We start from the raw sequence: 16,013 nt of genomic DNA on the forward strand, positions 1-16,013 counted from the left end.
TGTTTTTAAAATTTTCACTGAGGTAACCAGTTTATTTTATGTGTGGACTCGCCGGAACCATAGGCACCAGCAATCCCGATCCGAAACTCGTCGAGAAGATGGTCGAGACCATCATGTACCGCGGCCCGGACGAATGGGGCGTGAAGAAGCACGGACCCGCCGTGCTGGGCCACGCACGGCTCGCGGTCGTCGATCCGGAAAACGGCCACCAGCCGATGTTCAATACCGACGGCACCGTCGGCGTCGTCTTCAACGGCGAGATCTACAACCACGTCGCCCTGCGCGAGGAACTCAAGAAAAAAGGCTACGTATTCAAATCGCGCTGCGACACGGAAGTGCTGGTCCACCTGTGGCGGGAGGAAGGCGAGGCCATGCTGCAACGCCTCATCGGCATGTTCGTGTTTTTCCTGTGGGACGAGAAAGAACAGCGCGGCGTGCTGGTGCGCGACCACACGGGCATCAAGCCGTGTTACGTCACGGAGCACGACGGCGGCTGGGCGTTCTGCAGCGAGATCAAGGGACTGCTCGCGCTTCCCGGGGTGAAAAAGGAAATCAATTACAACGGTCTCGTGCGCATGTTTTCGCTCAACTACTGCCCGCCGCCGGACACCTGCTTCAAGAACATCCACCACCTCGAACCCGGCACTTACTGGCATTTCGACAGCGAACTGAAAATCACCAGGCACCGCTACTGGGAGTGGCCCTTTTTCGACGACCGCCACACGCCCGACTTCGACGAGTTCGCCGCGCTTCTGCGCGACGCAGTGCGCATGCAGAAGGATTTCGACGTGAAAGGCGGGCTGTACCTGAGCGGCGGCATCGATTCCTCCGTCGTCGCCAAATACCTGGTCGAGCAATGGCCGGGCAAACTGGAAGCCATCGGCCTCGACTTTCCCGTCGAGGGCTTTTCCGAATACGCTTACTCGCGACTGGTCGCCGATCAGCTGGGACTGGGATTGAAACCGGCGATGATCGATCACACCCTCATCCCGGAGCTTGCGGAAAAGGTCATCTACCACACCGACCAGCCGCACGGCGACTTCTCGTTTTTCCTGTTTTACCTGCTGGCAAGCAAGGCCCACGGCGAAGACAAGATCGTCATGTTCACCGGCGACGGACCGGACGAGACGCTGTTCGGCTTCAACCACAACGTTGAATTTTTCCAGAACACCACGCGCACCAACTTCGCGCTCCGCGCCTACTACAACGTCATTTGCTACATGGACGATCACCTGCGCAAACGGCTTCTGCGCGACACCGTTCACAAGCACACCCAGGATCCGTTCGATTACTTTGAAAAGAGCATCGAACCGTGGCGCGACCTGCAACCGATCGAACAGATCATCGCCTACGAATGCACGCAGTTGATGCCGGGCAACAACTTGGTGAAGGGCGACCGCATGGGCGCGTGCTGGTCCACCGAGGGCCGCTCGCCGTTCATGGACCACCGCGTCATCGAGCTGTTCACCCGCCTGCCGGTGACCGAGAAGATCGACCGCGGCATCGGCAAAAGCTATCTCAAGAAACACGCGGCGGAAGTGTTTTCCAGGGAATTCGTTTACGGTAAAAAACGGATGCCGACCACGCCCATCGGCAACTGGCTGCAGGACCCGCTTTACAACTGGGCGCGGGAACTGCTGGCGGGCACCAATGACGATCTCATCAACACGCAGGAAGCGGTGAAACTGCTGGAGGAACACCAGGCGGGGAAGGCCAACCACACACGCCCACTACGCACGCTTCTCATGACCGCCCTGTGGCTGAAAACCTTTTTCTAATTTCCATCTAAACCGGACCCTTTCATGCTCAGTGAATCCATCAAGAAACACAAAACCGAATACCTTTTGGTGAGCTTTGTCGACCTGTTCGGCGTGATCCGCTCGAAACTGATTCCCGCTTCCAAGGCGAAAGAGGCCGAGAAAGCCGGTGCGGGGTTTGCCGGGTTTGCGGCGCACCTCAACCTGACCCCCGCGCACCCCGACATCTTCCTCATGCCCGACGCCAAAACGTTCACACCGATGGCCTGGCAGCCGAACGTGGCGTGGATCACCGGAGACCTGTATATGGACGGCGAACTCATCGACCACGCGCCGCGCACGGTCTTGAAGCGGGCGATGGCCGCCGCGGGCAAAAAGCGGGTGACGATGATGACGGGCGTGGAGGCGGAATTTTTCCTGCTGGCCCCCGACGGTTCCCGCATCTCCGATGAATACGATCAACTCAGCAAGCCCTGTTACGACCAGCTCGCGCTCATGCGGCGTTTCGACTTCATCAAGGAAGTGTGCGACGCCATGCAGGGGCTCGGCTGGGAGCCGTACCAGAACGATCACGAGGATGCCAACGGCCAGTACGAGATGAACTGGCATTACAGCAACGCGCTGGAGACGGCCGACCGGCACGTGTTCTTCCGCTTCCTCACCAAATCCGTGGCGGAGAAGCACGGCCTGCGTGTGAGCTTCATGCCCAAACCGTTCAACACGCTCACCGGCAATGGCTGTCACACGCATTGCTCGCTGTGGGACGCATCGGGAAAGAAGAACCTGTTCCTCGACAAAAACAATTCGCACCAGCTCTCGGAAAAAGCATACCAGTTCATTGCCGGTGTCCTGCATCACGCACCCGCCCTGTCGGCGCTGACCAATCCCACGGTCAACAGTTTCAAACGGCTGAACGCCAAGACCACCGACTCCGGCGCCACCTGGTCGCCCAACGGCATCTCCTTCGGCGGCAACAACCGCACGCACATGATCCGCATTCCCGACGCCGGGCGGTTTGAGTTGCGCCTGCCCGACGGCGCGGCGAATCCTTACCTCCTGCAGGCGGGCATCCTGACGGCAGGGCTCGACGGCATCGAAAACAAAATGGACCCCGGCGTGCCGCGCCACGAAAACATGTACGACGTGTTCACCAAACTCAAGGTCAAGAAACTTCCCGCCACCCTTTACGACGCACTGGCGGCACTGGAGAAAAACCGCGTGTTCAAGGCCACGCTGGGCGACGGGTTCGTTGACAGCTACCTGAAACTCAAACGCGAGGACTGGAGCCGCTACATGAGTCAGGTGAGCGAATGGGAGCGGCAGTCCACACTGGATTGTTGAACCAAAACTTATTTAAAAGGGCAGGTATCCGTGGCAGGGTTGCTGATATTCGGAGGCGGTGGACACGGCAGGGTGGTGGCGGCCATCGCAAAGCATGTGCAGAAGTGGGACCGCATCGCCTTCGCCGACGACCGGCATATGGAACTGAAACGCGTTGCCGACTTCGAAGTGCTGGCGGGCTTCGCTGATGCCGCCGGGTGCCTGAAAGAGTTCACGCATTTTTTTGTCGCCATCGGTGACAACACCCGGCGCCTTCAACTGATCAACCAACACCGCGAAACCGGACACACCGCCGCCACGCTGGTGCACCCCAGCGCGTGGGTGTGCGCATCGGCCACCGTCGGCGACGGCACACTGATCGGTCCGCAGGCGGTGGTCCACACCGGGGCGCGCGTCGGCATGGGATGCATCGTCAATACCGCCGCGACGGTCGATCACGACTGCGTGCTGGAAGACGGCGTGCACCTGTCACCGGGGGTGCATCTGGCAGGCGAGGTGAAGGTGGGACGGGAAACCTCCGTCGGCGTCGGTTCCTCCGTGTCCAACCGCATTGACATTGGCCGCAACGTCGTCATCGGTGCCGGATCGGCGGTGGTCGAACCGATTCCCAACAACGTCACGGCGGCAGGCGTGCCTGCACGAATCCTGAAACAAACATGAGCACACAACCTCCACGCATTTATCTGTCGCCGCCGCACCTGGGTGAACATGAACGCCAGTTCGTCGAAGAAGCGTTCCAGTCGAACTGGATCGCGCCGTGCGGCCCCAACCAGGAAGCGTTCGAAAAGGAGATGGCGGAATACGTCGGCGCACCGGGGGCGGTGGCGCTCTCCTCCGGCACCGCAGCGATTCATTTGGCCCTGCGTCTTTGCGACGTGAAACCTGGCGATACCGTGTTCTGTCCGTCGCTCACCTTCATAGGCTCCGCCACGCCGATCAAATTTCTGGGAGCGGACCCGGTGTTCATCGACTCCGACCCCGCAACGTGGAATCTGTCGCCACAGGCGTTGGAGCGCGCGTTGAAGGAAGCGGGGCGACAGGACCGCATACCGAAAGCCGTCATCGCCGTCAACCTTTACGGCCAGAATGCCGACATGACCGCGATTCAGAAAGCCTGCGACAAGTACCGCCTGCCCGTGATCGAGGACGCGGCGGAATCGCTGGGGGCCACCTACCGGGGCAAGGCCAGCGGCACGCTCGGCAAGTTCGGCGTCTATTCGTTCAACGGCAACAAGATCATCACCACATCCGGCGGCGGCATGCTGGTCTCCAAAGACACTGCCGCCCTCGACAAGGCGCGCTACTGGGCGACGCAGGCGCGGGATCCCGTCCTGCATTACGAACACAGCGAACTCGGCTACAACTACCGGATGAGCAACGTGCTCGCCGCCATCGGCCGCGGTCAGTTGAAGGTGCTGGACGAGCGCATCGCCCAGCGCCGCGCGGTGTTCGAACGTTACCGCACTGCACTGGAAGGGGAACACGGGGTGAGCTTCATGCCGGAAGCCGGTTACGGCGCTTCAACACGCTGGCTCACCGTGCTCACTCTCGACCCCGGCGCGCCGGTGAAGCCGCACGACATCATTTCTGCGCTGGACAGGGAAAACATCGAAGCCCGTCCGGTTTGGAAACCCCTGCACCTGCAACCGCTGTTCAAGGGATGCACCTACTACACACACGCCGACGACTGCAATTTTTCGGAAGATGTGTTTTCGCGCGGACTCTGCCTGCCTTCCGGCTCGAGTCTTTCCCCATCCGACCAGGACCGCATCATCGGTATCGTGCAATCCGTCCTGAAACGGGCTTGAGCCCGGCTCCGCTACCGAACACCCTTGCTTCACGCCGTATAGCCCATTGAAATTCGATTTGTGCATCCGCGCAAAACTCTTTAACCTGTCTTCATACCTGCATTCCATAAATTCCAAAAGGAAGGGCCCCATGCGAACATCTTTCGCCTCCGTGCTGGCGTTTCTGGTTTCCTTCATTGCCATCGATTTTGTGGGCTCCCCCACCCCCGTTACCGCACAGGGCAAACCACTGGAGGTGGTGCGCATCACGCCCAGCGGAACGGATGTGCCCTCCGGCCGCCAGATCGTCATCCAGTTCAACCGTCCCGTGGTGCCGCTGGGCCGCATGGAGCGGACGAAGCAGGAAGTGAAGGTCGGCATCCATCCGGAACTCAACTGCCAGTGGCGGTGGCTCAATACCAGCGCACTGGCGTGCCAACTGGGCGAGGAAGACAAACTGCAACCGGCAACGCAGTATGAAATCACCGTGCATCCCGGAATCCAGGCCGAAGACGGCGCGACGATCGATCAACGGTTCATTCACCGCTTCATCACGCACCGCCCGCGCGTGCGCTACGCATGGTTTCAAACCTGGAAAGCGCCCGGCTGGCCGGTACTGCGCATCACTTTCGACCAACCGGTCACGCAAACGTCGGTGGCCGAACACCTGTATCTGCTGGGCGAGGGCAACAAACGGCAGCGGTATCCCTTGACCGTCGAACCGGATCCCAACGACCGCCAGCTTCCGGTGATCGTTCCCATCCCGGGGGACAAGGGATTCCTGCATCTCGACCGCCCGCCCAGCCAGAAAAGCGACGACCAGCCGACGGTGAAAGACGGCGTCGAAGCCCGGCGCGTGTGGCAGGTGCAACCGCAGAAGGAACTGCCCTGGGATGCAGACGTGTTCCTGAACATCGAACCGGGACTGGTCTCGGCCCTCGGACCCGAACCCGGCGCCACCAGGCGCACGGTGAAGACATTCCGCACGTTTCCCGAGTTCCGCTTTATCGGCGTCTCCTGCTGGAACAATGAGAACAGGCAAATCATCATCGATGCCAACACTGCCTTGTTGCCCAGATACAAATGCAATCCGTTGCGTGGCGTCTCCCTCACCTTCAGCGCTCCGGTTATCAACCAGGAAATCAAGCAGCATGTGACGTTCGTTCCCGACCTCGCCGGCGGCCGGACCGATTACGATCCCTGGGCCAACGCTTATGATCACTCGCGCCTGCGCCGCCCGCACCGCAAAGGCCGACACTACGACGTCAACCTGCCAGAGGCCTTGAAAGCGGCGCAGGAGTACCGGATTAGTTCGAAGGGAGCCACGCTGAAGGACGAATTTGGACGCGCTCTTCCGAAGGGATTCGACCTGACGTTCAACACCGATCACCGCAATCCGGATTTTCATCTCGAGCACACCACCGCCACACTGGAAAAACAGGAGCAGACTGAAGTGCCTCTGGTGGTCACCAACCTGAAAGACATCACGCTCAAATACAAACGGCTGACCGCCACCGATCGCAAGGACAACCTGGTTCATAAAGTGAAACCGGACGATGCGGAAGACATCGCCTACGCCCTGTCGCTCGACGTGCGTGGCGCGCTGGACGGCAAGAGCGGCGTGCTGTACGGTCGCCTGGATACAAAACCCGACGTCTCCAAACCGACTTACCAGCGCACCCTGCTGGCGCAGGTCACGCCGTTCGGCGTGCACGTCAAGATGGGTCATTACAATTCTTCCGTGTGGGTGACAGATCTCGCCACCGGCCAGCCGGTGCCCGACGCGCACGTCATGATTTACAAGGACAAGATCGCTGACCTCTTCGCCGACAAACAAATTCTAAGCGACGCGTTGACGGGGGACGATGGACTCGCTCTTCTCGACGGCACCCACAATCTCGATCCCAAACTGAAAGCCATGGGTTACGGCTGGTACGACGACAACCGGGAACGCCTGTTCGTGCGCATCGAACGCGGGGAGGACATGGCACTGGTGCCGCTCGACGACCAGCGTTTCGGTGTGGATTCCGGACGGGTGTCCAATTACGAGGCCTACCCCAGCATGCAGAGGCAGTACGGTCACATCCAGACCTGGGGCACCACCGCGCAGGGCGTGTACCGCGCGGGCGACATCATCCAGTTCAAGCTGTTCGTACGCGACCAGGACAACAAGAAACTGGTCGCACCGCCGCTCAAAGGCTACCGGCTGGAAGTGCGCGACCCGATGGGCAAAAAGGTTTACGAACAGAAGGACATCACACTGTCCAAATTCGGCACGCATGCAGGCGAGTTCACCGTACCCAAATCCGGTGCGGTCGGCTGGTACGAGTTCCGCCTGCAGGCCAAATTTTCCAAATCGCTTTGGACACCGCTGGAGGTGCTGGTCACCGACTTCACGCCCTCGCCCTTCCGTGTCAGCAACTCGCTGAACGGCGAAGCGTTCGAACCGGGAAGTGAAGTGGAAATCACGACGCTGGCGCGCATGCACGCTGGCGGACCCTACGCCGACGCCCCGGCACGGCTGACCGCCACGTTGCGAGAACAGACGTTTTATTCCAGGCATCCGCGCGCTAAAGAATTCCGGTTCACTGCGGAAGGCGGTCATTATTATCAAACGCTGACCCTTTATCAAAAAGAAGGTACGGTGGATGCCAAAGGCGATCTTCTGCGTGCGTTCAAGATCACCGACCAGAACGTGGAGAATATTTTTTACGGCACCCTCAGCGTGGAAAGCGCGGTGAAAGACGACCGCGGCAAGTTCGTGGCGTCGATGACCTCGGCGAAGTTTCATGGACGCGACCGCTTCGTCGGCCTGCACAGCCCGAAGTGGCTCTATAAGGAAGACGAACCGGCCAACATCCAGTACATCGTGGTCGATGGCCACGGCGAACCGGTCAGCGGCACACCGGTTTCGATCAAAATCGAGCGGCACGTCACCAAGGCCAGCCGTGTGAAGGGCGCGGGCAACGCCTACCTCACACAGTACACACATTCGTGGGAACAGGCCGGCACGTGTGAAGGGACCCCGTCGAAAGAAGCGAACGTCTGCACGTTCACGCCGCAGGACCCGGGATCGTACCGGCTGACGGCGACCATCACCGATACCAAAGGCCGCACGCACACGGCGAGCCTGCGCACCTGGGTGGCCGGCAAGGGCCGGGTCGTGTGGGCGGAGGACAACACCAACGCCCTGCAGCTGATCCCCGAAAAAGAAGAATACAAAATCGGCGACACGGCGCGCTTTCTCGTGCAGAACCCGTTTCCCGGCGCGAAGGCGTTGATCTCCGTCGAACGCTACGGCGTCCTCAAACAATGGGTGACGACGTTCGACACGGCGACGCCGGTGGTCGAGTTTGAAGTGGAACCGGATTTCCTGCCCGGATTCTACCTGTCGGTCCTGGTGGTGTCGCCGCGCGTGGAGAAACCTCTGGATGAAACCGGCGTCGACCTCGGCAAGCCGACCTTCCGCATCGGCTACAGCCGCGTTCCCGTCAAGGACCCATACAAGGAACTGGTGGTCACCGCACGGACGGAAAAAGAACGGTACAAACCGCGCGACACCATCAAAGTCGCGCTCAACGTGAAACCGCGATTCGACGCAGGCGACCGGCCTTATGAACTCGCCGTCGCCGTGCTCGATGAAGCGGTGTTCGATCTGTTGCAGGGCGGCCGCGATTACTTCGATCCCTACAAGGGGCTGTACCACCTGGGGGCGCTCGATCTCAAAAACTTCAGCCTGCTGACCCGCATCGTCGGGCGGCAGAAGTTTGAGAAGAAGGGAGCCAATCCCGGCGGCGACGGTGGCGCGGACCTCGCCATGCGGTCGCTGTTCAAATTCGTCAGCTACTGGAATCCGGCACTCACCCCCGACGCCGAAGGCAACGTGTCGATCGAGTTCGAGGCGCCGGACAACCTGACCGGATGGCGCGTGCTGGCGTTCGCGGTGACGCCGGACGACCTCATGGGCCTGGGTGAAGGCACCTTCAAGGTCAACAAGGAAACCGAACTGCGTCCCGTCATGCCCAACCAGGTGACCGAAGGCGACGCCTTCAATGCGGGCTTCAGCGTGATGAACCGCACCGACAAGGGACGCGACATCACGGTGACCATCCAGGCCGAAGGTCACATCGACACAGGAAAAGAAACCCAGACCACACAAACGGTGCGCCTCGAACCGTTCAAACGGCAGACGGTGTTTCTCCCCATCACCACGATTCACCTGCCGCAGACCCGGGACATCGAGAAGGGTGAAGTGCGGTTCCGTGTGACCGCAGGGGATGACACCGACCGCGACGGCCTGATTTACAAAACACCCGTTCTCAAACGGCGCTCGCTGGAAACGGCCGCCAACTACGTCTCCACCATCCTGCCGCATACGGAGGAATCGATCGCGTTCCCGAAAAACATTCACCCGGATGTGGGTTCGGTCGGCGTGGTGCTTTCACCCACCGTCATCGGCAACGTGGCCGGGGCTTTCGAGTACATGCGCAACTATGCCTATATTTGCTGGGAACAGGTGTTGAGCAAGGGCGTCATGGCGTCGCACTACCTGAACCTCAAAGACTACATGCCCGCCGATTTCAAATGGGAGGAAGCGGACGCGGTGGCGCGCGACATGCTGAAGTCGGCGGTCAACTACCAGGCCCCGAACGGCGGTATGGTGTATTACATTCCTCAGGACCGGTACGTGAGTCCGTACCTGAGCGCCTACACGGCGCTGGCGTTCAACTGGATGCGGTCGGCGGGTTATGAAGTTCCGTCGCACGTCGAGGAAGCTCTGCATAAATATTTAAAACGCCTGCTCAAGCGCGACGTGCTTCCCACGTTTTACAGCAAGGGCATGGCCTCCACGGTGCGTGCGGTGGCGCTGGCGGCGTTGTCGAAACACCGCAAGGTGAGGAAGAAGGACATCGAGCGCTTTCGGCCCCACATGCCGTTCATGAGCCTGTTCGGCAAGGCCCACTTCCTGCAGGCGGCATTGAATGTGAAAAAGACGCTGCCCGTCGTGGAGGAGGCTCTCGACGCCATTCTGGCGCATTCGACGCAGAGCGGCGGCAAGTTTGTGTTTTCGGAAACGCTCGACGACAGCTACGCGCGCATCCTGGCTTCACCGCTCCGCACCAACTGCGCCATCCTCTCGACGCTGACGCAGACGGCGGGGCATTCCAACCTGAACAAGAAAATCGGCAACACGCCGTTCAAGCTGGTGCGCTACATCACGCAGACGCGCGGCCAGCGCGACCACTGGGAGAACACCCAGGAGAACATGTTCTGCATGAACGCGCTCATCGACTACAGCCGTGCCTACGAGCAGACCGACCCGAAATACCTGGTCACCGCCCTGATGGACGGCAACAAGCTGGGTGAGCATGAGTTCAGGGACAAACGCGATCCCTCGGCGACGCTGACGCGTCCCATACAGCAGGGCGATCCCGGCCGCAAAACGAAAGTCGTCATCAAGAAGAAAGGCATGGGACGGCTCTACATTTCCACGCGCCTTCAGTACGCACCTCTTGAGGAACACGCCGAGCACATCAACGCCGGCATCGAGATCCGCAAGGAGTACGCGGTGGAGCGGAACGGCGAATGGGTTCTGCTGAACGATGGCGATAAAATCAAACGCGGCGAACTGGTGCGCGTCGATATTTTCCTGTCGATCCCCGCGGCACGCAACTTCGTGGTGGTGGACGATCCGGTGCCCGGCGGACTGGAACCGGTGAACCGTCAGCTCGCCACCGCCTCCACCGTCGATGCCGATAAGGGCACATTCAAGGCGGCGGGCGGTTCGTGGTGGCTTCAGTACTCCGACTGGCGCTCGTACAACTATTCACGCTGGAGCTTTTATCATAAGGAACTGCGCCACAACGCGGTGCGGTTTTACTCGGATTACCTCATGCCCGGCAATTATCACCTGTCCTACGTGGCGCAGGCCATCGCCACCGGGAAATTTCTCAAGATGCCGGTTCATGCGGAAGAGATGTACGATCCCGATGTGTACGGCAAAGGCATCCCGTCGCACCTGATCGTCGAGGAGTGATCTGATGCGCTGGCCTGGTCGATCCGGACGGTTTCGATGGACGATCGGCGGTGCGGCCGTCCTGGTCGTGGGCGCCCTCGCGCTGTTTGCCGCCACGGCGGTTTCGACCACCTACGTTGAGAAAACCTTCCGTTCCGTGCAGGCAAAAACGCAGGAGCGGATGCAAGTGACCGACCGCTTCGGCGCGCCGCTTCGTGTCACTTACCAGACGCGGTGGAATGCGAACGATACCTTACCGCTCCACGCCGTTCCCGAATTTCTGAAACGCGCCTTCGTCGTCTCCGAAGACAAACGGTTTTACCAGCACGGCGGCATCGACTGGCTGGCACGGTTGCATGCCGCATGGCAGAACGTGAAGGCGCTCGACACCGTCCGCGGCGCCAGCACCCTCACCGAACAGGTGGTGCGCATCCTCCATCCCCGCCCGCGCACGGTGTGGTCGCGCTGGCTGGAAGGATTTGAAGCCCGGCGGCTGGAGAAGTCGTTCACCAAATCCGACATCCTCGAACTGTATCTCAACCAGGTGCCGTACGCCTCGCAGCGGCGCGGCGTGGCGCAGGCCGCGCATTATTACTTCAACCGCGACCTCGACACCCTCACCAAAAGAGAAATGCTGGCGCTGGTGGTGCTGGTGCGTGCGCCGTCGCGATTCGATCTCTACCGCGACCCGCAGACGGTGAATGCCGCCATCGGGCGGCTCGCCCGCACATTGCACGAACAGGGCGTGCTGACCGATGCGGAAATCAAACAGATCCACGCGGAGACTTTCAAACTGGAGTCACCGTCACTACCGGTGGAGGCGACGCATTTCGTGCGGCACGTCACAACGCAGTCCGCACAGCAATGGCAACCCAGCCTGCGCACCACGCTGGACGGCGCGTTGCAATCGACCATCCAGACCCTGCTCGACCAGCGGCTTGCGCAACTGAAACGCCGCTCGGTGCGTCACGGCGCGGTGCTGGTGGCCGACCACACCACCGGCGAAATCCTCGCGTGGGCCGTGGCGGGCGAACCGGATGAAATCGTGCCCGGCAGTTTCATCGATGCCGTCACCACGCCGCGCCAGCCGGGGTCATCGCTGAAACCCTTTGTGTACGCGCTGGCGCTGGAGAATGGCTGGACGGCGGCCACGCGAATTCTCGACGCGCCGCTGGCGGAATCGGTGGGCACAGGCCTTCACTCTTACCGCAATTACAGCCGGAATTTTTACGGACCCGTTACGCTGCGCAACGCGCTCGGCAACTCGCTCAACATTCCCGCCGTGCGCGCGGCGAAGTTCGTCGGTGTCGACAACTACCACCGCTTCCTGCAGACGCTCGGTTTCACCACCCTGGACGAGCATCCGGATTTTTACGGCGACGGCCTGGCGCTGGGCAACGGTGAAGTGACGCTGTACGAGATGGTGCAGGCATATGCGGCTTTGGCCCACGGCGGGGTGGGGCGTCCGTTGACTCCGTGGATGGACGACTCTGCGCCGCGTGAAGAGAAGCGCGTGGTGTCGGGTCCGGTGGCGTCGCTCATCGCGAACATCCTTTCCGATCCCGAAGCGCGGCGGCTGGAGTTCGGCGCGGGCAGCGTGCTGAACCTGCCGGTCCAGACGGCGGTGAAGACGGGGACGTCCACCGACTACCGCGACGCATGGGCGGTGGGCTTCAACGACCGCTTTACCGTCGGCGTGTGGATGGGCAACCTCGACCAGAACCCGATGGAAGACGTGACGGGATCGACGGGTCCGGCCCTCCTGCTGCGCTCCGTGTTCGCCGAGCTCAACCGGCATAGAGAAACACGGCCGCTTGCGATGGACCCGCAGCTGGTGCCACGCGACCTGTGCCGCGAACCGGCGGGCGAGGTCATGAAAGTCTCTCTGGATGATCAATCCGCCTGCCGCTGGGTGACGGAATGGTTCGTGCCCGGAACCGAACCGGAGGATGTGGAAGCGCGACCCTACCGCGAGCGCGAGGTGAAATGGATCCAACCGGTGTGGGGGTTGCGGATGGCGATGGATTCGCGCATCCCGGACGAACACGAAGCGTTTGAGTTCGCCATCCAGGGCGTGGACGACACCGACACGGTCGAATGGATGTTGAACAACACGCCACTGGCGGTCACGGAAGGCGGCAAGTATTTATGGAATCTTGAGCGCGGACGGCAGCACCTCACCGCCACCATCCACAAACCCACCCACACCACCCCGCAAACCCTGCAGGTGGTTTTTTACGTGAAGTGAAAAATCAGATTAGCCACAGATGCACACCGACCCGGCCGGGAGCGCCCCGCCACGCGGGGAGGGTACGTGCTGATACCCGATGGGCAAACGATGACCTGTGGGCGCAAGTCGATGGGCTCCCCCTTTTCCGAAGGGGGGACCGATCGATCTTCCGCTCGCGTTTATCCGTGTTCATCTGTGGTTCAAAAGTTTTACTTCTTCAAAAACTGGTCGATGTGCTCGAAGCAGCGGTCGATGTCGGTTTCGTTGTTGTAGAAGTGGGGAGAGAGGCGGATGAGTCCGTCGCGGATGGTGAGCGACACGTTCGTGCCGGCAAGATACGCTTTCAGTTTTTCGAGATCGCAGTTCAAGGTGAACGAAACGATGCCGGAACGTTCGCCGGGTTCGGTGGAGTTGACGATCTTGCCGCCCCGTTGTTTGACGCGTTCCATGATGACGTCGCCCAACCCCTTCACCCGCTGCTCGACATTGTCGATGCCCACCTCCAGCAAAACATCCAGCGCCGCGCCGAAGGCAAAAATGCTCATCACGTTGAAACTGCCTTCCTCGAACCGCCGCGCGCCGGGACGAAACGTGAAGTCGTAATTCAGGTAGTCGTTGGCGTTGACGACGCTGTCCCATCCCACCACCGCCGGATGGATCTCCTCCAGCACTCGCTTCGAGATGTAAAAGCCGCCGAGGCCCTCGACGCTCAACAGCCACTTGTGCCCGTCGGCGGCGAGGAAGTCGATGTGGTCGCGTTTCACGTCCATCGGCAGAACGCCCAGCGACTGGATGGCGTCGACACAGAAGTAGATGCCCTTCTCTTTGCAGAACGCGCCGATTTTACTGAGGTCGTTGCGAAAGCCGCTGTTGCACTCGACGGAAGACACCGACACCACGCGCGTTCTGTTGTTCACCTGCGCCGCGATCTGCTCGAACGGCACGCGGCCGCGCACCGATTTCACCCAGCGCACTTCGACGCCAAGGCGTTTTAAATTCATCCACGGATAGACGTTGGCGGGGAACTCGATGTTGGGGATGACGACGTTGTCGCCTTCTTTCCAGTCGATGCCGTTGGCGACGATGGAGATGCCTTCCGACGTGTTCTTGACGAACGCCACTTCGTCCTCGTCGGCGTTTATGAGCTCGGCAAAGCGGGCGCGCACACGGTCGGTTTCCACCATCCACTGCGGATAATACGCGGTGCCGTTTTCGCTCGCGTCTTTGAGGAAGGCGGCGACGCGGTCCTGCACGCGTTTCGGCAGGGGCGCGACCTTTGCGTGGTCGAGGAAGATGCGGTTCTGCGTGACTGGAAACTCGTCACGCCATTGATCCCAATCCATAACCATCCTTGAAACTGGTTAAACAAATAAAAGAAATTTAAATAACAGTTGCACACACCCGGCCAGGCCGGGAGCGGGCATTAAGGATAACAGAATATTCGAGAGGATACAGGGGAGCTCATAATGACTCTTCTATTTTTTCTTAATGGGTCATCCTTCACTTTATTCAGGATGACGTCTTTAAGGAAAAAGCCCCCCAGCCCCCTTCGGAGAAGGGGGAGCCCATCTGCTTCCAATCACCATCGTTCACCCTAAACACATGAACCCGTGCCTTTCCTCCGCAGTAGTACCCGCTCCCTCCAGGCGTGGCCCGGTCAGTCCTCTTCATGGCTGGTGGCGCGGAGGATGGCGCGGAAGCCGTACTTGGTGCGGATGCGGTCGATGCCTGCATACAGCGTTTCGCGTCCGGCACTGCGCGCAGGCGTGTCGAACAGGTCCATCTGCTGAGGGGCTTCGTGGGTGAGCGACGTCAACCCGACGCCGATCAACCGCACGCGCGTGCGCCGCGTGAACAGTTTGCGAAACAGGTCGACAACGGTCGCAAACAGGATGTGGTCTTCGCAGGCGGGCGCGGTGAGCGTGCGCGAACGCGTCACCGTCTTGAAATCCGAGTAACGCAGTTTGAGCGTCACGCACCGGGCGCGCAGACCCTCGGCGCGCAGTTGCCCCGCGGCTTTTTCCAGCAGGTAACTCAGGATCGATTCCAGATGCCGCGGGTCGGTGGAGTCCTCTTCCAACGTGGTTTCGCGGCTGATCGATTTCGATTCCTCGCGCGGCTGGACGGGCGAGTGGCTGATGCCGCGCGCCTTGTCGTGCAACTGCGCTCCCCATTCGCCGAACACCTCTTCTAAAAATTCAAGAGGCAGCGCTGCGAGGTCGCGCACGGTGCGGACACCCAGGCGGCGGAACTGCTGCACGCTTTTGGGACCGATGCCCGGCAGGGTGCCGACGGGGAACGGCGCGAGGAAGCGCGCCGCCTGGTCCGGCAGGATGCGGAAACAGCCGTTGGGCTTGGCGAAGTCCGAGGCGACCTTCGCCATCAGCTTGTTGGCGGCGATGCCGATGGAGGCGTTGATGCCGACGGTATCGCGGATTTCATCGTGCAGGCGCTGGGCCGTTACCATGACGGGGCCGTGCAGCCGCTCGCACCCGGTGAGGTCGAGGTACGCTTCATCGAGCGACATGGGTTCGACGAGCGGCGTGTAGCGTTCGAGGATGTCGAAGACGCGCGCCGAGAACTCGCTGTAGCGCTTGTGCGCACCGCGCAGGAAGATGGCGTGCGGGCACAGCCGGCGCGCGCGGGCGATGGGCATGGCCGAGTGCACGCCGAACTTGCGCGCCTCGTACGACGCGGCGGCGACGACGCCGCGGCCTTCCGGGTTGCCGCCGACGACCACCGCCTTGCCCTTGAGCGACGGGTCGAGCACCTCTTCGACGGAAACGAAGAAGGCATCCATGTCGATGTGCAGGATGGTGGGGGTCATCACTCATTTACCGCGGACCACGTCCGGAGGAAACGGATTGAATTTGGAACGGGCC

General features: G+C 60.8%; 8 protein-coding genes. 6 read left to right on the forward strand and 2 right to left on the reverse strand.

The window, feature by feature from the left end:
- The first annotated feature begins 38 nt into the window (after nt 1-38).
- From asnB to ACTRW9_RS10935, 6 genes are all read left to right on the forward strand, one after another.
- Nucleotides 39-1,778 carry an asparagine synthase (glutamine-hydrolyzing) gene (asnB, locus tag ACTRW9_RS10910; protein ID WP_442429364.1) on the forward strand — a complete coding sequence of 580 codons (1,740 nt, stop codon included), beginning with the start codon at nt 39-41 and terminating at the stop codon, nt 1,776-1,778.
- Nucleotides 1,779-1,802: 24 nt separating this feature from the next.
- Nucleotides 1,803-3,098 (forward strand): type III glutamate--ammonia ligase, encoded by a 1,296-nt coding sequence (glnT, locus tag ACTRW9_RS10915; protein ID WP_442429365.1) that lies wholly within the window; start codon nt 1,803-1,805, stop codon nt 3,096-3,098.
- 30 nt (nt 3,099-3,128) lie between these two features.
- Nucleotides 3,129-3,758, forward strand: a complete 630-nt coding sequence (locus tag ACTRW9_RS10920; protein ID WP_442429366.1) for an acetyltransferase — start codon at nt 3,129-3,131, stop codon at nt 3,756-3,758.
- On the forward strand, nt 3,755-4,906 hold the full coding sequence (locus ACTRW9_RS10925) for a DegT/DnrJ/EryC1/StrS family aminotransferase (RefSeq protein WP_442429367.1): 1,152 nt from the start codon (nt 3,755-3,757) through the stop codon (nt 4,904-4,906). Before ACTRW9_RS10920 ends, ACTRW9_RS10925 begins: the two co-directional genes overlap by 4 nt.
- A gap of 130 nt (nt 4,907-5,036) precedes the next feature.
- Nucleotides 5,037-10,922 (forward strand): alpha-2-macroglobulin family protein, encoded by a 5,886-nt coding sequence (locus ACTRW9_RS10930; protein ID WP_442429368.1) that lies wholly within the window; start codon nt 5,037-5,039, stop codon nt 10,920-10,922.
- A 4-nt stretch (nt 10,923-10,926) separates the two neighbouring features.
- On the forward strand, nt 10,927-13,149 hold the full coding sequence (locus ACTRW9_RS10935; protein ID WP_442429369.1) for a transglycosylase domain-containing protein: 2,223 nt from the start codon (nt 10,927-10,929) through the stop codon (nt 13,147-13,149).
- Nucleotides 13,150-13,340: 191 nt separating this feature from the next.
- On the opposite strand, the gene ACTRW9_RS10940 is transcribed toward ACTRW9_RS10935, so the two are convergent.
- The gene (locus tag ACTRW9_RS10940; protein WP_442429370.1) at nt 13,341-14,474 is read right to left on the reverse strand and encodes an aminotransferase class V-fold PLP-dependent enzyme; all 1,134 of its coding nucleotides are present in this window, start codon (nt 14,472-14,474) and stop codon (nt 13,341-13,343) included.
- A 314-nt stretch (nt 14,475-14,788) separates the two neighbouring features.
- A complete protein-coding gene (dinB, locus tag ACTRW9_RS10945) occupies nt 14,789-15,958 on the reverse strand; it encodes a DNA polymerase IV (RefSeq protein ID WP_442429371.1) in 1,170 nt (389 codons plus the stop codon).
- Nucleotides 15,959-16,013: the final 55 nt, after the last annotated feature.

This window comes from Nitrospina sp. 32_T5 (assembly GCF_052156635.1).
Classification (GTDB): domain Bacteria; phylum Nitrospinota; class Nitrospinia; order Nitrospinales; family Nitrospinaceae; genus Nitrospina.

Bases quoted from the DNA above. Each gene is read 5' to 3' on its own strand.
- ACTRW9_RS10925 (WP_442429367.1), top strand. From the start codon at position 3,755: ATGAGCACACAACCTCCACGCATTTATCTGTCGCCGCCGCACCTGGGT.
- asnB (WP_442429364.1), top strand. From the start codon at position 39: ATGTGTGGACTCGCCGGAACCATAGGCACCAGCAATCCCGATCCGAAA.
- glnT (WP_442429365.1), top strand. From the start codon at position 1,803: ATGCTCAGTGAATCCATCAAGAAACACAAAACCGAATACCTTTTGGTG.
- ACTRW9_RS10940 (WP_442429370.1), bottom strand. From the start codon at position 14,474: ATGGATTGGGATCAATGGCGTGACGAGTTTCCAGTCACGCAGAACCGC.
- dinB (WP_442429371.1), bottom strand. From the start codon at position 15,958: ATGACCCCCACCATCCTGCACATCGACATGGATGCCTTCTTCGTTTCC.
- ACTRW9_RS10935 (WP_442429369.1), top strand. From the start codon at position 10,927: ATGCGCTGGCCTGGTCGATCCGGACGGTTTCGATGGACGATCGGCGGT.
- ACTRW9_RS10930 (WP_442429368.1), top strand. From the start codon at position 5,037: ATGCGAACATCTTTCGCCTCCGTGCTGGCGTTTCTGGTTTCCTTCATT.